Origin of the sequence: Curtobacterium sp. SL109 (assembly GCF_026672405.1) — a bacterium.
Taxonomy (GTDB): Bacteria; Actinomycetota; Actinomycetes; order Actinomycetales; family Microbacteriaceae; genus Curtobacterium.
This window is the reverse complement of sequence record NZ_JAPPRB010000002.1, coordinates 3,718,391-3,737,071: the sequence shown is the minus strand read 5'-3', so window position 1 is coordinate 3,737,071 and position 18,681 is coordinate 3,718,391. Positions and strand designations below refer to the sequence as shown.

16 protein-coding genes and 1 rRNA gene are annotated in these 18,681 nt (G+C 66.8%); 14 read left to right on the top strand and 3 right to left on the bottom strand.

All coding sequences use genetic code 11. The features are described 5' to 3' along the window. Positions 1–29: 29 nt before the first annotated feature. The 11 genes from rrf (at position 30) to OVA28_RS19015 (ending at position 10,567) form a co-directional block, all read left to right on the top strand. Positions 30–146, top strand: a 5S ribosomal RNA gene (gene rrf / locus OVA28_RS19065). Positions 147–437: 291 nt separating this feature from the next. Then, on the top strand, positions 438–1,589 hold the full coding sequence (locus OVA28_RS19060) for a hypothetical protein (protein ID WP_268098135.1): 1,152 nt from the start codon (positions 438–440) through the stop codon (positions 1,587–1,589). A gap of 29 nt (positions 1,590–1,618) precedes the next feature. Further along, complete coding sequence (locus OVA28_RS19055; RefSeq protein ID WP_268098134.1) at positions 1,619–2,413, top strand: hypothetical protein; 795 nt, start codon at positions 1,619–1,621, stop codon at positions 2,411–2,413. A 31-nt stretch (positions 2,414–2,444) separates the two neighbouring features. After that, the gene (locus OVA28_RS19050; protein WP_268098133.1) at positions 2,445–3,419 is read left to right on the top strand and encodes an HAD-IIA family hydrolase; all 975 of its coding nucleotides are present in this window, start codon (positions 2,445–2,447) and stop codon (positions 3,417–3,419) included. 10 nt (positions 3,420–3,429) lie between these two features. Further along, positions 3,430–3,582: a hypothetical protein gene (locus OVA28_RS19045; RefSeq protein WP_175481374.1), complete on the top strand. Its 153-nt coding sequence runs from the start codon at positions 3,430–3,432 to the stop codon at positions 3,580–3,582. Then, positions 3,575–4,453: a TlyA family RNA methyltransferase gene (locus OVA28_RS19040; protein ID WP_268098131.1), complete on the top strand. Its 879-nt coding sequence runs from the start codon at positions 3,575–3,577 to the stop codon at positions 4,451–4,453. Before OVA28_RS19045 ends, OVA28_RS19040 begins: the two co-directional genes overlap by 8 nt. Then, positions 4,450–5,385, top strand: a complete 936-nt coding sequence (locus tag OVA28_RS19035) for an NAD kinase (RefSeq protein ID WP_194663445.1) — start codon at positions 4,450–4,452, stop codon at positions 5,383–5,385. Before OVA28_RS19040 ends, OVA28_RS19035 begins: the two co-directional genes overlap by 4 nt. Next, positions 5,382–7,076: a DNA repair protein RecN gene (gene recN, locus OVA28_RS19030; RefSeq protein ID WP_268098130.1), complete on the top strand. Its 1,695-nt coding sequence runs from the start codon at positions 5,382–5,384 to the stop codon at positions 7,074–7,076. Before OVA28_RS19035 ends, recN begins: the two co-directional genes overlap by 4 nt. 68 nt (positions 7,077–7,144) lie before the next feature. Beyond that, complete coding sequence (locus OVA28_RS19025; RefSeq protein WP_416354661.1) at positions 7,145–8,857, top strand: CTP synthase; 1,713 nt, start codon at positions 7,145–7,147, stop codon at positions 8,855–8,857. Between the two features lie 116 nt (positions 8,858–8,973). Then, a complete protein-coding gene (locus OVA28_RS19020; RefSeq protein ID WP_268098129.1) occupies positions 8,974–9,543 on the top strand; it encodes an NUDIX domain-containing protein in 570 nt (189 codons plus the stop codon). Positions 9,544–9,574: 31 nt separating this feature from the next. Beyond that, positions 9,575–10,567 carry a site-specific tyrosine recombinase XerD gene (locus OVA28_RS19015; protein WP_268098245.1) on the top strand — a complete coding sequence of 331 codons (993 nt, stop codon included), beginning with the start codon at positions 9,575–9,577 and terminating at the stop codon, positions 10,565–10,567. 96 nt (positions 10,568–10,663) lie between these two features. On the opposite strand, the gene OVA28_RS19010 is transcribed toward OVA28_RS19015, so the two are convergent. Next, positions 10,664–11,104 (bottom strand): DUF2510 domain-containing protein, encoded by a 441-nt coding sequence (locus tag OVA28_RS19010; RefSeq protein WP_268098128.1) that lies wholly within the window; start codon positions 11,102–11,104, stop codon positions 10,664–10,666. A gap of 233 nt (positions 11,105–11,337) precedes the next feature. Between OVA28_RS19010 and OVA28_RS19005 the strand changes: the two genes are divergently transcribed. Then, on the top strand, positions 11,338–12,957 hold the full coding sequence (locus OVA28_RS19005; RefSeq protein WP_268098127.1) for a recombinase family protein: 1,620 nt from the start codon (positions 11,338–11,340) through the stop codon (positions 12,955–12,957). A 53-nt stretch (positions 12,958–13,010) separates the two neighbouring features. Here OVA28_RS19005 and OVA28_RS19000 read toward each other — a convergent pair whose 3' ends face one another. Both OVA28_RS19000 and OVA28_RS18995 read right to left on the bottom strand, forming a co-directional pair. Beyond that, positions 13,011–15,233: a hypothetical protein gene (locus tag OVA28_RS19000; protein ID WP_268098126.1), complete on the bottom strand. Its 2,223-nt coding sequence runs from the start codon at positions 15,231–15,233 to the stop codon at positions 13,011–13,013. 349 nt (positions 15,234–15,582) lie between these two features. Beyond that, positions 15,583–16,158 (bottom strand): hypothetical protein, encoded by a 576-nt coding sequence (locus OVA28_RS18995; protein ID WP_268098125.1) that lies wholly within the window; start codon positions 16,156–16,158, stop codon positions 15,583–15,585. Positions 16,159–16,541: 383 nt separating this feature from the next. Here OVA28_RS18995 and OVA28_RS18990 point away from each other — a divergent pair, with 383 nt between their 5' ends. Both OVA28_RS18990 and OVA28_RS18985 read left to right on the top strand, forming a co-directional pair. After that, positions 16,542–17,897 carry a PIN-like domain-containing protein gene (locus tag OVA28_RS18990; protein WP_268098124.1) on the top strand — a complete coding sequence of 452 codons (1,356 nt, stop codon included), beginning with the start codon at positions 16,542–16,544 and terminating at the stop codon, positions 17,895–17,897. Between the two features lie 141 nt (positions 17,898–18,038). Further along, a complete protein-coding gene (locus OVA28_RS18985) occupies positions 18,039–18,398 on the top strand; it encodes a hypothetical protein (protein ID WP_268098122.1) in 360 nt (119 codons plus the stop codon). Positions 18,399–18,681: the final 283 nt, after the last annotated feature.

Genomic DNA, 18,681 nt, shown 5'->3' with positions numbered 1-18,681 from the left:
GTCTGAGACCAGGATCTGGTCGATGGTGTTCCGGTGGTCATAGCGAGAGGGAAACGCCCGGTCACATTCCGAACCCGGAAGCTAAGCCTCTCAGCGCCGATGGTACTGCAAGGGGGACCTTGTGGGAGAGTAGGACGCCGCCGGACTCAACGTAAGAAAAGATGTGGCCATCGGCCCTCCATCGAGAACTCGCAGGGGAGACCCTCGTTCTCGTGGAAGGCCGGTGGCCATTTCTGTTTTCCACGCCCGAGCGTGACTCGACGTGCCGCCCGGTCCGTGATGGACTGGGACGGCTCAGCGTCATGCAGGGCGCACACAACGACACAGCGGACGACCGCCGGCGCAACAGCACCGGCACGCATGAGGAGCAACGGTGGCGAACGACGACGAACGGCGCAACGACCGCGACGACGAGCGGGGGGATCGACCGCGTCGCGATGGCGACAGCGCTCCTCGGGGCGACGGAGCTCCTCGTCGTGACGGGCCGCCCCGTCGTGACGGCCAGGGCGCTGGCCGTGGTGGTTGGTCGTCCGGGCCTCGCGAGTTCGAGCGTCGAGAGAGCGATCGGCGCGAACGGCCCTCTCGTGACGGCGACCGTCCGGCGCGCACTGACCGGCCGGCGCGCGACAGCGCTCCGGGCCGTGGGTTCCGTGACGGTGGTCAGCGTTCCGACCGGCCGGCATGGCGTGGAGAACGGGACGACGCTGGTCGTCCGCCTCGGTCGGGTGGCCCGCGATCGGACCGCCCGTCGGGTTCCGATCGTCCGCGTCGTGATGGGGATCGTCCGTTCAACTCGGATCGTCCGCGTCGTGATGGGGATCGTCCGTTCAACTCGGATCGTCCGCGTCGTGATGGGGATCGGCCGTTCAACTCGGATCGTCCGCGTCGTGATGGGGATCGGCCGTTCAACTCGGATCGTCCGCGTCGTGATGGGGATCGGCCGTTCAACTCGGATCGTCCGCGTCGTGATGGGGATCGGCCGTTCAACTCGGATCGTCCGCGTCGTGATGGGGATCGTCCGTTCAACTCGGATCGTCCGCGTCGTGATGGGGATCGTCCGTTCAACTCGGATCGTCCGCGTCGTGATGGGGATCGTCCGTTCAACTCGGATCGTCCGCGTCGTGATGGGGATCGTCCGTTCAACTCGGATCGTCCGCGTCGTGATGGGGATCGTCCGTTCAACTCGGATCGTCCGCGTCGTGATGGGGATCGTCCGTTCAACTCGGATCGTCCGCGTCGTGACGGCGACCGCCCGTTCAACTCGGACCGTCCGCGTCGTGACGGCGACCGCCCGTTCAACTCGGACCGTCCGCGTCGTGACGGCGACCGCCCGTTCAACTCGGACCGTCCCCGTCGTGACGGCGACCGTCAGGAGCGCGGCCAGTTCAGCACGCGCGGCGGCGACGACCGCAAGCGCTTCGGCGACGGCTCTCGTGCGCCCGGTGCCCGCTTCGGCGAGGCCGCGCGCGACGACTGGGAAGACCGCGACCCGTACGGCACCCGCTCGATCCGCCCGCGCCACGAGGACCCGGAGATCCCCGAGGAGGTCCAGGCGCGCGACCTGCACCCGCAGGCTCGCACGGAGCTGAAGACCCTCAGCAAGGACAACGCCGAGTGGGTGGCGCGCCACCTCGTGACCGCGGCCATGTTCATCGACGACGACCCGGAGCTCGCGAACCAGCACGCCCTCAGCGCTGCTCGTCGTGCCGGTCGGGTCGCAGTGGTCCGGGAGACGGCAGCGATCACCGCCTACCGCCTCGGGGACTTCAGCACCGCCCTCCGAGAGCTGCGCACCTACCGACGCATCTCCGGGCGCAACGACCAGCTCCCGATGATGGTGGACTGCGAACGCGGACTCGGTCGTCCGGAGCGGGCGCTCGAGCTCGGCCGGTCGGTCGAACGCTCGGCGCTCGAACCCGGCGTGCAGGTGGAGCTCGCGATCGCGATGTCCGGCGCGCGTCTCGACCTCGGGAATCCCACAGCTGCCCTCGGTGAGCTGGAGATTCCACAGCTCGACCCGTCCACGGCGTACACGTGGTCGCCCGCGCTCTACAGTGCTTACGCGGCCACGCTCGAGGAGCTCGGCCGCCAGGACGAGGCCGACGAGTGGTGGGCCCGTGTCGATCGTGCGGCAGAGGCCCTCGCCGAAGTCGCCGACGAAGACTCTTGGGAGACAGTTGATGTGGTCGAGGAAACGTTCGAAGTCGACGAGCCCGCTGACGAGCTCGAACAGCCCGGAGACGCCGACGAGCTCGAGCAGCCCGGAGACGTCGACGAACCCGGCGAGCCCGACCAGCTCTCGCCCCTCGGGGACCCCGGCTCCGACGACGACCTCGACGACGAGCCCGACGACGACCTCGGCGAGATCGACGACGACAACCCCCGCGACGTCGACGGGTCCGCAGCCGACTGACACCCCGCGTCCGCCAACGGACGGTGTCGACGTGGTCCTCACCGACCTCGACGGCGTCGTCTACCGCGGCCGCAACGCCATCCCCTACGCGGTGGAGGCCCTGACCCAGGCGTCCCGCACCGCACGGGTGGGCTACATCACGAACAACGCCTCCCGCCGTCCGTCCGACGTCGCCGAGCACCTCGAGGGTTACGGGCTGCAGGTCGGCCCGGACGACGTCGTCACGTCGTCGCAGGCCGGTGTGCGGCTGCTCGAGACCCTCGTGCCGGCGGGCTCCACGGTCCTGGTCATCGGCGGCATCGGCCTGACCAGCATCGTCGAGCAGGCGGGCTTCACCGTGACCGCGAGCGCTGACGACGCACCGGCAGGCGTCATCCAGGGGTTCTCCCCGGACCTCGGGTGGACGCAGCTCGCCGAGGCCTCGTTCGCCCTCGCGGACCCGCAGATCCCCTGGGTCGCGACGAACATGGACTGGTCGATCCCGGTGGAGCGTGGCATCGCGCCGGGCAACGGCACGCTGGTCGCCGCCGTGCACCAGGCGGTCGGTCGGATGCCGGTCGTGGCAGGCAAGCCCGAACGACCGATCTTCGACGCGGCCCTGGCCAGGTTCGGCGGTGAGCGTCCGCTGTTCATCGGGGACCGACTCGACACCGACATCAAGGGCGCCAACGACGCCGGCATCCCGAGCGTGCTCGTGCTGACCGGCATCGACCAGGCCAAGCAGGTGCTGGCGGCGGACGAGCGCTCCCGCCCGACCTACGTGCTGCAGGACCTCCGTGGGCTCTCGGCGCCGTACCCCGTGACACACCGGCACACCGCCGACGACGGCACCCGCTACGTCAGCGTGGGTGATGCCACCGTGCGGATGCAGCGGAACGTCGTCCGCGTCGAGCGGGCGGGGTCCGACGCGATGGACCTGCTGCGTGCGGGGGCGACGGCGATCTGGGACTCCGGCCTGGCCATCTACGGCCTCGACGTGGACCCGCAGCTGTACGGCGGCGAGTAGCGTGTCCGACGTGCCAGTCGACCAGCAGGAGCAGCCCAGCGACATCGCCGAGCGTGCCCGAGCGGCAGAGGAACTCCCGCTGACCGACCGCGCCGACGTCTTCGCCGGTCTGCACGACGAGCTGCGCACGCGGCTCGAGAGCGGCGGCACCGCGAGTGCCTGACGCCGACATGACGGCCCCGGACTCGGTGCAGACCGACGGTGCCGCGGACACGGGCGAGCGTACGGCCGCCGCGCCGGTCCGGCTCGACGCCGCCATCGCCGCACGTGGCCTGGCCAGGTCCCGCACCGCTGCCGCCAAGCTCATCCTGGACGGACGGGTCAGCGTCGACGGCGCTCCGGTCGTCAAGGCGTCGACACCGGTCACCGACGACACCCGGATCGTGGTCGACGCCGGCGACGAGTGGGTGTCCCGTGCGGCGCTCAAGCTCGTCGGCGCGCTCGACACCTTCGGCGTGGACCCGTCGGGCCGCGTCGCGCTGGACGTCGGCGCGAGCACGGGCGGCTTCACGCAGGTGCTCCTGGCCCGCGGAGCACGACGTGTGGTCGCGCTCGACGTCGGGCACGGGCAGCTCGACCCGGTGGTGGGGCTCGACGACCGCGTCACCGTGGTCGAGGGCGTCAACGCCAGGAACCTGACGGCCGCCGACTACCTGGCCCTCGACCCCGCCGCGGGGGAGACCAGCCTGGTCGTCGGGGACCTGTCCTTCATCAGCCTGCGGATCGTCCTGCCCGCACTGGTCGAGGCCGTGCCGGCGGACGAGTACGTCCTGCTCGTCAAGCCGCAGTTCGAGGTCGGTCGGGGTGGTGTCCGTGAGGGCATCGTGCACGACGCCGACCTCCGGAACGACGCCCTGATGAACGTGCTGTGGGCAGCGTGGGACCTCGGCTTCGGCACCGCGGGCATCGCGGCGTCGCCGATCCTCGGCACCCACGGCAACCACGAGTACGTCGCGCGTCTCCAGCGAGGCGCAGGGTCGAACCCGACAGAATGGATCGACCGGGCCACGGAACTGGCGGAAGGAACCCCATGAGCGACGACCGGCACATCCTGCTCGTGTCGCACACGGGTCGGCGGGACTCGATCGACGCCGCGGTCGAGGTCTGCGACCTGCTGCACGCGGCCGGCGTCACCCCGGTGATGCCCTTCGACGAGTACGCCGACATCCGCCGGGCCGAGGCGTCCGTGGGCAAGGTCGACATCCTCGGCGTGGACGTCCAGCTCGAGGACCTCGAGATCGTGATCGTCCTCGGCGGCGACGGCACCATCCTCCGCGCGGCGGAACTCGCACGCGGCACCCACGCCCCGCTCGTCGGCGTGAACCTCGGCCACGTCGGGTTCCTCGCCGAGAGCGAGCGGGACGGCCTCGGCGAGACCGTGCAGCGCGCCCTGTCCGGCGACTACAACGTCGAGGAGCGCGTGGCACTGCAGGTCGACGTCGTCGTCGGCAACGAGGTCGTCTACTCGTCGTGGGCACTCAACGAGGCCACCATCGAGAAGGCCTCCCGCGAGCGCATGCTCGAGGTCGTCACCGAGGTCGACGGTCGTCCGCTGTCGTCCTTCGGCTGCGACGGCGTCGTCGTCTCCACCCCCACCGGCTCCACCGCCTACTCGTTCTCGGGTGGCGGCCCCATCGTCTGGCCGAACGTCGACGCCATCCTCATGGTGCCGCTGAGCGCCCACGCGCTGTTCTCGCGGCCGATCGTCGTCGGGCCGGACTGTGTCCTGGCGATCGAGGTCCTCCGCCGCACGAGCGGTGTCGGCGTGCTGTGGTGCGACGGCCGACGCACGCACGACCTCCCCCCGGGAGCCCGCGTCGAGGTCCGTCGTTCGCCGGAGCCCGTCCGGGTCGCACGGCTCAAGGACGCCCCCTTCACGGACCGCCTCGTGGCGAAGTTCCAGCTCCCGGTCGCCGGCTGGCGCGGCCCGCAGCACGACGACGAGGAGACCGGGGGCGACAGGTGATCGAGGAGATCTCCATCGCCGACCTCGGCGTGATCGGCGAGGCCACCCTCGAGCTCGGCCCCGGCTTCACCGTCGTCACGGGTGAGACCGGCGCCGGCAAGACCATGATCGTCACCGCGCTCGGGCTGCTGCTCGGCGCACGTGCCGACGCCGGCTCGGTCCGCCGTGGTGCCTCGAGCGCCGTGGTCGAGGGCCGCTGGCACGTCCCGGACCACGCCACGGTCGTCGACCGCGTCGAGGACGCCGGCGGCGCGGTGGAGGACGGCGAGCTGATCCTCACGCGCACCGTGTCGGCCGAGGGCCGGAGCCGCGCCACGGTCGGTGGCCGCAGTGCCCCCGTCGCCGTGCTCGGGGAGCTCGCCGACCAGCTCGTCACCGTGCACGGGCAGTCCGACCAGATCCGCCTGACGTCGTCCACCGCCCAGCGTGCGGCGCTCGACGGCTTCGGTGGCGCCACGGTCGAGAAGGCACTGCGGAAGTACGTCACCGCGTACGACGCCTGGCAGGAGCACGCCGCCGAGCTCGAGACCCTGACGCGGGACCGCGACGACCGGCTCGCCGAGGCCGCTCGGCTGCGCGCCGCCTCCGACGAGATCGAGGCCGCGGCACCCCAGCCCGGCGAGGACGCCGAGCTCGCGGAACGCGCCGAGCGCCTCGGCAACCTCGAGGAGCTCCGCCTGTCAGCGGGCCTGGCACACGAAGCCATCTCGTCCGAGTCCCTGGACGGTGCCGCGGACGTGATCGGCCTCGTCGAGGCCGCCCGCCGTGCGGTCGAGCGGGTCGTCAGCGCCGACAGCACCCTGCAGCCGGTCCTCGAGCAGCTCACCGAACTCGGGATCCAGGCCAGCGAGGCCTCGGCCAGCCTGTCGAGCTACCTCGGGTCGCTCGAGCCCGAAGCCGGCCACGACCTCGAACTCATCAACGAACGCCGCGCGGTCCTCGCCGCCCTGGCACGGAAGTACGGCGAGACCGTCGACGACGTCATCGCGTTCGGCGAGCGGGCCTCGAACCGACTGCTCGAACTCGACGGTGACGACGACCGCATCGTCGCCCTGCAGCAGGCCGTCGAGCAGGACGAGCAGACCCTCGCCACGGCGGCCTCCGCGCTGACCTCTGCCCGCACGAAGGCCGCGACCGACCTGGCCAAGCGCGTCACCGCGGAGCTGAAGACGCTGGCGATGGGCGGCGCGACCCTGGTGGTCGAGGTCACCGACGCCGGTGAGTACCGACGCCACGGCCGGGACCAGGTCGCGATCCTGCTCCAGCCGCACTCGGGCACCGACCCGCGACCGATCGGGAAGGGCGCGTCCGGCGGGGAGCTCTCCCGCGTCATGCTCGCGATCGAGGTCGTGATGGCCGGCAGCACGACGGTGCCGACCTTCGTGTTCGACGAGGTGGACGCCGGGGTCGGGGGTGCTGCCGCGATCGAGATCGGCCGTCGGCTGGCCGCGCTCGCCGAACGCACCCAGGTCATCGTCGTCACGCACCTGGCCCAGGTCGCGGCGTTCGCGAACAACCACCTCAACGTCGTGAAGGACGCCAGCGGCGCGGTGACGTCGTCGAGCGTGCGGCGCCTGGAGGGCGACGACCGGCTACAGGAGATGGCCCGGCTGCTCTCCGGCCTCGGCGACAGCGCCAGCGGCATGGAGCACGCCCGCGAACTGCTCGAGGTCGCGGGCCGCTCCGCCTGACCAACGCGAGACGCGCCCGGCGAACGCGAGTCGCGCCTCCCGGCACTTCTGACGTACGATGGAACCCCGTGGCGGACACTCTCAGCAGCGGTACCCAGGCAAGCATCCCGACCCCGAAGGTGACGAAGCAGATCTTCGTGACCGGCGGGGTCGTCTCGTCTCTCGGCAAGGGCCTGACGGCGGCCAGCCTCGGCAACCTCCTCACGGCTCGCGGCCTCCGGGTCGTCATGCAGAAGCTCGACCCGTACCTCAACGTGGACCCGGGCACCATGAACCCGTTCCAGCACGGCGAGGTCTTCGTGACCGACGACGGCGCCGAGACGGACCTCGACATCGGGCACTACGAGCGCTTCCTCGACATCAACCTGTCGCAGTCGGCGAACGTCACGACCGGCCAGGTCTACTCGACGGTCATCGCCAAGGAGCGCCGCGGCGAGTACCTCGGCGACACGGTGCAGGTCATCCCGCACATCACCGACGAGATCAAGCGTCGGATGCGCGAGCAGGCCGGCAACGACCCGCAGCCCGACGTCATCATCACCGAGGTCGGTGGGACCGTCGGTGACATCGAGTCCCAGCCGTTCCTCGAGTCCGCGCGCCAGGTGCGTCACGAGCTCGGCCGCAACAACGTGTTCTTCGTGCACGTGTCGCTGGTGCCGTTCATGAACGCGTCCGGTGAGCAGAAGACGAAGCCGACGCAGCACTCCGTCGCCGCGCTCCGCTCGATCGGCATCCAGCCCGACGCCCTCGTGCTCCGCTCGGACCGCCCGGTGTCTGACTCGAACAAGCGCAAGATCGCGCTCATGTGCGACGTGGACGAGGACGCCGTGGTGAACGCCGTGGACGTCCCGTCGATCTACGACCTGCCGACGCTGCTGAACAGCCAGGGCCTCGACCAGGTCATCGTCGACGCCCTGCACCTCGAGGCCGGCGCGGTGGACTGGACCTCGTGGAACCCGGTGCTGCGCGCGGTGCACGAGCCGAAGAAGGACGTCACCATCGCCCTGGTCGGCAAGTACATCGACCTGCCGGACGCCTACCTGTCGGTCACCGAGGCGCTCCGTGCGGGTGGCTTCGCGCACAACGCCAAGGTCACGCTGAAGTGGGTCGTGTCCGATGACTGCACCACGCCCGAGGGCGCGGCCAAGCAGCTCGGCGACGTCGACGGCATCTGCGTCCCCGGCGGCTTCGGCGTGCGCGGGATCGAGGGCAAGCTCGGTGCGCTGAAGTTCGCGCGCGAGAACCAGATCCCCACGCTCGGCCTGTGCCTCGGCCTGCAGTGCATGGTCATCGAGTACGCCCGGCACGAGGCCGGCCTGGTCGACGCCTCGAGCTCCGAGTTCGACCCGGAGACCTCGACCCCCGTCATCGCGACGATGGCCGAGCAGGTGGACATCATCGCCGGTGGCGACCTCGGCGGCACGATGCGCCTGGGCCTCTACCCCGCCCACTTCACCGAGGGCTCGCTCGCCGCGTCGCTCTACGGAGCCCCCGAGGCCTCCGAGCGGCACCGCCACCGCTACGAGGTCAACAACACGTACCGCCAGCAGATCGCGGACGCCGGCCTGGTGTTCTCGGGCACCTCGCCCGACGGCACGCTCGTGGAGTACGTCGAGCTGGACCGTGCGGAGCACCCGTTCTACATCGGCACGCAGGCGCACCCCGAGCTGCGCTCGCGGCCGAACAACGCGCACCCGCTCTTCGCCGGCCTGGTCGAGGCAGCGATCGCGCGGAACGAGGCGTCGCGCCTCTTCGACCCGGAGTCGGAGCAGGTCGCGTAGCCAGCGTCACCAGCAGACAGACGGGAGGCTCCCCACCGGACCGGTGGGGAGCCTCCCGTCCGTCGTCTGGTCGGGTCCCGAGAAGCGGTGACGGTGGCCGCTGGTTTGATGGGGCCGTGACCGACGAACCGATCTCTGACGAACCCGCTTCCTTCGACGTGACCGACTCCGCGCTCGTGTACGAGGGCGCCGTGTGGAACGTCCGCCGCGACACCGTGGCGTACGGCGACGGCAGCATGGTGCGCGAGTACATCGACCACACCGGCGCGGTCGCCGTGTACGCCGAAGACGACGAGGGCCGCGTGCTCGTCATCCAGCAGTACCGGCACCCCGTGCACCTGCGCGACTGGGAGCTGCCGGCCGGCCTGCTCGACAAGCCGGGGGAGGACCACCTCGTCGCCGCGCAGCGGGAGCTCGCGGAAGAGGCCGACGTGCAGGCGGAGACGTGGGAGCCGCTGGTGCACTACAACACCTCGTCCGGTGGCAGCAACGAGTTCATCGAGGTCTTCCGGGCCCGTGGCGTCACGGCGACGTCGTCGGCCTTCGAGCGGGAGGCCGAGGAAGCCGACATCGTGGTGCGCTGGGTCCCGCGGGCCGAGGTGCTCGAGGGCATCTTCGCCGGCCGCATCCACAACTCGGCGCTGATCGTGGCGGCGCTCGCCGTGGACGCGCTCGAACGCGGTTGACGGGCTGGGCGGGCGCTAGCCTCGTCGGGTGATCCCGCTCGACCGTGCCACCGAGACCTACCTGCGGCACGTCGCAATCGAGCGGGGACTCTCCGACCACACGCTGTCGGCCTACCGGCGGGACCTGGCGACGTTCGCCGAGTGGATCGCCACGCAGCCGGAGGTGTCGTCGGCGGGTGCTGACCGAGCCGGTGGTGCGTCGGTGGCGACCGACGTGGGGCGCTTGGCTCGGGCGGACCTCGCCGGGTTCGTGACGCACCTGGCGACGCGTGAGCCGGCTCCGCTCGCGCCGCGCTCCGTCGCGCGGATGCTCAGCTCCGTTCGGTCGTTCAGCGCGTTCGCCGCGGGGGAGGGCTGGCTGCCGCTCGATCCCGGCGCTTCCGTCCGTCCGCCGAAGGCCCCGATGCGGCTGCCGAAGGCGATCTCGGTGCACGACATGGAGCGGCTGCTCGGAGCGGTCGACGGCGACGACCCCGTGCAGCTCCGGGACCGGGCGCTGCTCGAGCTCCTCTACGCCACGGGTGCGCGCATCTCCGAGGCCGTCGGGTTGTCCATGGACGACGTCACGACACTGTCCGGGGTGGACGAGGCCGCGGACGCCGACACCGACGTCTCCGTGGTGCGGGTCACCGGCAAGGGCAACAAGCAGCGCATCGTGCCGCTCGGCAGCTACGCCCGGGACGCGGTCGAGGCCTACCTGGTGCGGGCGCGGCCGCTGTTCGCCACACGGGGGAGCTCGACGCCGGCGCTGTTCCTCGGGGCCCGGGGTGCGCGGCTGTCCCGCCAGAGCGCCTGGCTCGTGATCCAGGCTGCTGCCGCCGGTGCCGACCTCGCCGAGCACGTGTCACCGCACACCTTCCGACACTTGTTCGCGACGCACCTGCTCGAGGGCGGGGCGGACGTGCGCGTGGTGCAGGAGCTCCTGGGGCACGCGAGCGTCGCGACGACGCAGATCTACACGATGGTGACGGCGGACATGCTGCGGGACGTGTACCAGACGGCGCACCCGCGGGCGCGGCGGTAGGGCGGGCGCGACGGACGCGCGGGCGCGACGGACGCGCGGGCGCGACGGTCGCGCGGGGCGCGTGCGCGGCGTCCGCGCTGGTGTGGGGGTGTCGTGTCAGACCATGTGGGACACGGCGACGACGCCCGTCGCCAGCGCCACGACCATCGCCGAGGCCGACAGGCTCCGGGCCACCGGACGCCAACCGCCCGTGGCGTTCGGGTGCACGAGGCCGGCCACCCCGGCGGTGAACCCGAGCACACTGCAGGCGCCCCAGGGGTTCAGCGCCACGGAGACGACCGCCAGCACGACAGCTAGGCACGTCATCACGCAGAACCGCTGCGCGGCGCCGGCACCGTAGGCCACCGTGCGGCTGTCGGCCGGGCGGGCGAGCACCGAGAACGCCGGCCCGGTGGGCGTCACGACGATCGGCCGGACCGCCTCGACCGGGCGGCTCGGGAGCGGCCTGGTGGCGTCACCCCAGGCGCGGCCGTCCCACCATCGGAGACGGGCGGCTTCCCGGGGGTCCGGGAACCAGCCTGCGGCCGGCAGCGTCACGGGGAGCTCCTGAGAACGGGTGGAAGGTGCTCACTGACGCTAGGACGACGCTGCCGCCTGCCCCAGTCCCAACCCGGGTGTCGGCAGGAAGGGGGACAGGCGGCGGGCGGGGTTCAGGCGGGGACGGGCGCGGCGTCCACCTCGCGCATGACGGCGGCGACCGCAGCCAGCTGCCGGGCGTTGAAGTCGACGCCCAGCTGGATGGGCATTGCTTTTGATGTACATTCATCGTCATGCGCACGCACGCCCGGGTTCAAGCGGCAATTTACACGCGGATCAGCCGGGATCAGACCGGCGAAGGGGAAGGTGTTCAGCGGCAGGAGGAAGCGTGCCGCAAGTTGGCCGAGTCGATGGGCATCGAAAACCCCGTCATCTACTCGGATAACGACATCGGAGCCAGCAATCGAACGGGGCCGAAGGCCCGACCCGAGTACGAGGCCATGCTCCGCGCCGTTCAAGATGGAACGGTCTCCACGATCATCGCCTACTCCAACAGTCGTCTGACTCGACGACCAAAAGAGTGGATCAAGCTGATTGACCTGGCGAGCGAAGGCAAACTTCAGATCGCCACGGTGGTCTCGGGCCGACATGACCTCACGACCGCCGACGGACGAGCCGTAGCGCTCACGGTCGCAGCCTGGGATGGAGCGGAGTCAGACAGAATCTCCGAACGCCAAACAATAACCTTCGAGCGTAATGCATTGGAAGGTAAGCCGAAACTCCAACGGCAGCGAGCCTTTGGCTGGGAGGCGGACGGTATAACGCTCCGCGAGGAAGAGGCGAACCTGATCCGTTCGGCCATCGAGAAGATCAAGAACGGTGCCTCCATCGCCAGTATCCAGCATGAGTGGAACCGAGCCGGGATCAGGACCGCGGTTGATCCCGAGCAGTCGAAGAAGAAGACCAAGCCCACTGGCGAGTGGGAATGGTCAGTGGTCTACCGCGTTCTCCTCGGCTGGCGAACGGTCGGTGTTCGCACCCGCCACAGAGAACCACTCCGCGATGGGCACGGCGAGCTGGTCAAGGGAGCCTGGGAGCCGATCATCACCATCGAGGATCGGAACCAGGCGCTGAGCATGTTGCAGCGGCTGTCGCGGAAGAAGATCCGGACGGGGAGCTGGCCGCTGGCAGGCATCCTGCGCTGTGGTGAGTGCATCCAGCCGCTCTACGGTCAACTACCTTCCGGCACGCGGAGTCGCGCTCTCTACGCCTGCAAAAAGGGGCACCTCGCGATTTCGGCGGGGCTGCTGGAACAGTACCTGATCAGCCTCGTTGCCAACCGCGCCTACAAGGATCAGCAGGGGCGGAGGCAAGCGTACGAGCCGGTGACCGAACAGGATTTCCCCGGCACCGAGGAGATCAAGCGAGCCGAGGAGATGATCCCTGAACTGATGGCGGCTTGGAGAGAACGCCGGTTGGCCGGAGCCATTGCCTTCCCGGAGGTGGAAGTTCTGAACCGACGGATCAAGGAGCTGACGAACCAGCGCGACGAGTTCTTAGCGTCTCACTCAGCACCGATCAGCCCGCTCCGTCGATCAAGCGATGCGCTCGAAGAGCTGTTGGACATGCAAGGGCAGTTCCTGCGAGTTACCCCGCCCTCCCCTTCCAGCGCCGGTCCACGCTTAGGGGAGCCAGATGAGGGCGAGACCAGCAACGCCTGGACGCCCGGTGCCGAGCATGTTCGCAGCCGTGACCGGGTGCAGGAACTTCCCTTCGCTGCAACGGACGAGGAAACCGCCGAGCTGAACACATTGCTGCGCGGTGAGTTCAAGTGGGTCGCCATTAGGAAGGGGAAGGCAGGTCGTCAAAGCGCTGAGCAGTTCGCCTCCCGAGTCGATCCGCTCTGGCGGTGAGCCACCGTTCGAGCGGAGCGCTGGCTACATGCCAGTAGCCAGCTCTCCCCAGCTCACGAAGCGGCAGCGCGATCGAGCGTCGTAACCTTCGAGTACAGTGCGCGGAGCGACTGATCCGACATATCGATGATTGGCTCGTACATGAACGAGTTAAGGTGAAGCGTCTCCGCTGTCGTGAGAAGTACTGATCGAAGCACCCGGAGTTCTTCTGGCTGAGCCGCGCCGCCCTCTTCGACCAGCTTGAATAGCGCCCAGGTCTGATTTTTTGTGATCGTGTCGGTCGCATTGGGGTCGCCGATCAGCTTCAACATGTAGGACTCTGCGCGGAGACGGAGTGCAATCGCGAGAACGATCTTGTTCGCGAAGTTTACGCCTTCATCCGCGTCGAGGCATTCGTCCGCTTCGTGCCAAATCGCGTCAACGACGGTCTCGTCGCCGTCGGGCCAGGCGCTCGCCTCGGTCCCCATGAAGGTTGTATGGAACAAGGCGTCAAGGTCTGCTTGAGTAATTGTACGCGAATCTGTCTTCAGGTGCAGCAGAGAGGTAAGCAGGAGGTAGCTTGAGTCCTGATTGCCCCGGCTGTATTCAAGGATGTTGCGAGCGAACGGGATACACGCGATGCGTTCACGAGCGTTCGTGAACATCTTGCCCTTAAGGTCGCCTTCGAATGGGTTCTGGATGAGCTTACTGTTCATCGCTTCAAACCGAACGCGATCGGTGCTTTTCTCTGCGACGAAACAGCCACCCCAGCTGACTACCTCCCGACCGCGGATGGTGCGCAGGAAGTCAAAGTTGTGTGTCAGGATCACGAGTCGGAAATGTGCCTCCGCCTCCATTTCCTTCAGGTAGTGAATGATGGCGTACTTGTTTTTGTAGTCGAAGGAGTCGGCGATGTCGTCGATGATGAAAAGGCTCAGCTCGCCGGACTTTCGCCTAGCTTCCACCTCGAAAAGGATGTTGAGGATGTAAAGCGCCTTCTTCTCGCCCGTGCTCAGCACCTGCAGGAGGTGTTCACGGTCCACTTGCGTGGAACCGCCGCCGTCTTCGAACTCGAAGTCCACGGTCAAAAACGGTTCCTGGGCGAGCATGACCTGCACGCGATTTTTCGGGACGAGCTTGAACGGTACATCGAAGCGATCGTTGAACTGCTCGATGACTTCTTCCCACTGAGTGCGCTCTGCCGCTGCTGTCTTCAAGATTTCCCGGCGGCGCTCCCGCGAGGACTTGTGCAGACGCACCGCTTCACCGAAAAGCTCGTCGTGAATCTTGAAATAGGAGACCCAGAGCTTTTCCTTGAAGCGATCGATGTTCTCGAACTCAACAAGGAGTTCCGGGCGTCCCGAGATGAACTTGAAGAAGTCGCGTGTAGCTTGATTGGCGTTGAGGGCCTTGCCCAGCCGTTCCAGCCCGGCTGCCAAGTCTGGATCCTCGTGGATGCGTCGCTTCTCCTCGGTGATGAGAGTCGTGAGCTCCTTCTCGCTCGAAATCTCATGGGGTTCGTCCTCGCCAGCGAGAAGGAGCGAGTGCTTGGCCTTGAAGTAACCGTGGCTCACGAGGCTCTTGCTCACGGTTTCCGCGTTGTAGTAGTTGAACGATTCCCGGCTGAAGAAAGTGGAGTCGTCTAGAAGCTGGTTCAGCCGCTGTACATAGTCGGCGAGTAGGTGGCTGAGGTCCGGGTCGGCAAGGACTTTGTCGACGCTGCTGTTGAAGAGAGTGTCGTAGGGGACTCCGGCAAAGACGGGCTCCTCGAGCTCATCGACCTCGTAGCTGACCCGGGTGAGCGCCTCAAAGAAGTTGTCCTCCTCTTTGGTGAAGACCTGTGAGACTAGTTGAGCCACATCTTGCTTGGTCTGTGCGGTCTTCTTCAGTTCTTTGGTTAGATCGCCCTGAATCTTCGACAGCCCCTTCTGGATGCTTTCGAACTCCTTTCGAAGCGATGCATTCACCAGCAAGGTGGTCGCGTATTTGTCCGGCGTGTACTGTTCGTCGTACGCCAAGAAGACGGCGACGGATTCCGGCGTGAGTTCGTTCCCCGAGTCGTCGAGGATGTTCCGGACCGTGTCCCGGTCAGGGAAGACATGGTCGGAAGACTCCTCGCCGCGAGCCAGGTCAAGGAAGGTTCTCGCGAAGCTGGATTTCATCGTCCCGTTCGGCGCGTAGATCGCGATGCTTCGTCGCGGCTCCGGCGTGTTCCTCCTCAAGCGCTCGAACGGCAGTGTGGCGTCTAGCTCTCGGATGCCGTGACAGTTGCGGAGCGAGAGTTGGAGGTTCCTCATGTCGCAGGATCCTAGCGGCACTGGTAGCAAGCAAGGGGGCAGTCCAAACCGGTTTCTTGGCGTGCGGGGAGCTGGACGACCGGGAGTCAACGCCGCAGTGAGCAGTGAGCCTCCGCTCGGACGGGTAAGACCGCTGATGTCATAGCTGAGGGCCGGGGCGACCTTCACGAAACCCCGACCCTTCACTTCTGCTATCGAATGAACAAGCTCAACACCCCCTGAATCACATACATCACCATTACGAGACCCGCGATGAGCACGACGGGCTTGTAGTGCCACGGGAGACGCCTCCAGGCCGACCGGGCTGCGTTCTTGGCGTGCTGCTTCATCTGGTCGTTGAACTTTGACATCAGTTCTTCTCCTTCGTTGTTTCGAGTCCCAGAACGGCTCGGGCTGCCATCCGTTGTCTTGCTTCGCGGCTGCGCCTCTCGTAGGCCTCGCGGCTCTCGTATTCACCGCTGAGCGCGCGCTTGATCGTTTCCGCGGAGCGGTTGATGACCTTGCCGTCCTTCTTCTGCACCTTCGCCATAACGATGCCGATGGCGGTGTAGCCGAGGCCGCGATCATGGAGCGCACGGATCTTCGCGAGGTCGGCGTCGGTGAGTTCCGGCTTGCGACCGAGAGGAACCTCGTTCTGCGCCAAGTAGCCGAGGGAACGCCGGGTCTTCTTCGAGACCTCGACGCGGTAGGTCTCGTCCGTAAGTGCTCGGAAGGTCATCTCGATGGACTGGGCGGCTTCCTCAGCGTCGTCGTAGGTCCGTGCCTCCCGTACGACGAAGATCGACCCGCCAGCGTCGGTGATGTTCCACGCCCAACTGGTTCGGCGAAGCCGGGGCAAATCGGTCTTGGCAAAGACCTGAGTCAGCGAGCCGTAGGCGTCGTCCCGACGCTCCCGGAGCTTGACCGCTTCCTCAATCGTCGTCACACGGACTCCGAGAGCGCAGCTCAACGGGTGTGCGCACACCTCTAGATGCCTTGCCGAAGTGGGCAGGTGGTGAAAGGGCGTCCTGACCTCCTCAGCCGAGGACGCACATCAACACCGTCGGCGCAGATAGACCATCGGTGCCGAAGCTCCCACACCTGTTATGCGACCGCCTGATCCTCGAAGCGGTAGTGTCCCTGAGGGTAGTAGCGACAGCAGTGCCAGCAGGGATCGGTGCGCGGCCAGTCGATGTCCACATGTAAGCCGACTCGTTCTCCAAGCTGTGCCGTGCCTCGCATCACACACCACCCCGGGACGACTATCAATCCCATGCGTCCGACGCCTGCCCTAAGCTGTGTCCAACTCGACCACCACGGAGGGTAACTGTGCGAGATGTATTCAGGGCGTTCTATCCGCCGTCCGACTCCGAGTTTGAGCATCTTTGGAGTGACGGCATCATCGTCTTGGATACAAACACGCTACTCAACTTCTTCCGCTACACGCCAGAAACGCGAGACGACTTCTTCCGCGTTCTAGAAAGTTTCGCGGACGGCTTGTGGCTGCCCTACCAGGTGGGTCTGGAGTTCCAGCAGAGCCGTCTCGCTGTCATCAACTCAACGGGTGAAGCATTCGAGACGGTTCGAAAAGCGGCGAAGACTGCCAAAGACGGCTTGAAGGCCAGCTTTGACGCGTATAGCAACCACCCTACGCTCGACAGAGGCAAGCTTGTCGAGGAGGTCGAAAAGTTATTCAAAAGTTTTGAAGCGAATCTTGCGAAAACCGAGCAGGCGCACAAGCGGTCACTACAGGGGAAAAATGACCCCGAGCGCACTTTCGCTCGAATCACAAATCTCTTCGAGGGGCGTGTCGGGTCTGGGTTCTCAGAGCAGGAGTTGGGGCAGATTCGCTCTGAGGGTCAGGGACGCTACGAGAAGAAGGTGCCGCCGGGCTTCAAGGATGCCAACAAGACGACTGGCGACCCCTATGGTGACCTGATCGTCTGGAAGGAGATCATCCGCCAGGCCGCGGCATCGCAGAAGCCAGTCATCTTCGTGACAGGGGATGTGAAGGAAGACTGGTGGCGCCGCGAGCAGGGGCACACATATGGGCCGCGGCCCGAACTCGTCGATGAGTTCTGGGCGGGGGTGCAGCAGCGAATTCACTTTTACGAGCCGCTTCAGTTCCTGCGGTTCGCGACCAAGCGTAGGCAGGTCAGTATCAGTGATCAGTCGTTCGATGAGGTGGAGCAGGTCGCCGAGGCGGAACGCCTGCGCGATGTGCTGCTGCGCCGACGAGAAGATCTGGTCCGTGAGGCCCGTGTGCGTCGACGCGAGATGGAGCGACAGCAACGAGCGCTGCCTTCTGACGCGCGGCGTAGCGAGCTGCTCGAAGAGCTCTCCGCAATCGACGAAGCTGAGCGCCACATCCGGAATGAGCAGAAAGCTCTCGACGCTAGGTTGAGCGCGGCACTGGGAGGGGGGCTCGCCGGCGAGGATGTTACCGGCGAGAAGCGGCACGAGCAGCTGCGAACTCGCATCCACCAGCAGGAACGGCTCGAACGGCGTCTCGCCGACCTCGGGTCTCTTCGTGAGCGCCGGAACGAGATAGAACGGCAACTACTTGCGACTCATCGATCGCGCGATGACGAGCCGTCGTCATTCAACCAAGTCCGTTGGATGGAAGCAGAACGCGAGCTGAAGAAAGTTGAGCGCGCACTGAGGGAGCTAGACGAGAGCCTTTGAACGCCACTGCGGAGTCGTAATCCACTCGGCCTGACCGAGAGTCGGTGGCGATGTCCTTTCCGCGTTTCCCCAGGGCTTCCTTTTGGCCTGTTCGGCTCCGAAGGTTGCTCAAGTAGTTCGCCATGCATGAGGATGGAGGGCGTGGACATCCAGCAGGCGGTAGACCAGTTCAACAACGCGCTCAACCACTGTGACAACCTGGTTGCCGTTCACCGTGGCCACGGTGGAGTGAATCGCGGACGCCGCTATCAAGAGGTCTCCATCGACCGAGCGGTCATCGTGCTCGCGGTGGCGGCGTGGCAGGCTGCGGTTCAAGACCTCACTACGGCGCTACTAGACACTGCGCGGCCGACGGGGCCGACGCCCATCGATGTCGCGCGTTACAACGCATTGACCGGGTTTGCCAGGAAAGCGATAAGCGACTTCGCAACCCCCAACGCGGAAAATACCCAGCGTCTGATGGTCAGTGCAGGTTTCGATCCGAAGCCACTCTGGACTTAGACCATCGCGGGCGGCCAAGGAAGGCCTCGCACAACTTGGACACCTCACATGGTTTCCGTCAGGCTCAACGAGTGGCTGAAGATACGACACGCGCTGGCGCATGGCCACGAAGAGCTTCCCGTCAATCAAGCTCTCTACTCGGTTCGAAATGCCGGAGTCACTTCGAACCCAACTCTGGTTCTCAAGGATGCGGAAGCGTGCATAGCTTTCTTGAACCGCCTCGTCAGTCTCACCTCGGCAGGGCTTGCCGCGCATCTTGGAATCACGATCGTTTATCCTCGCG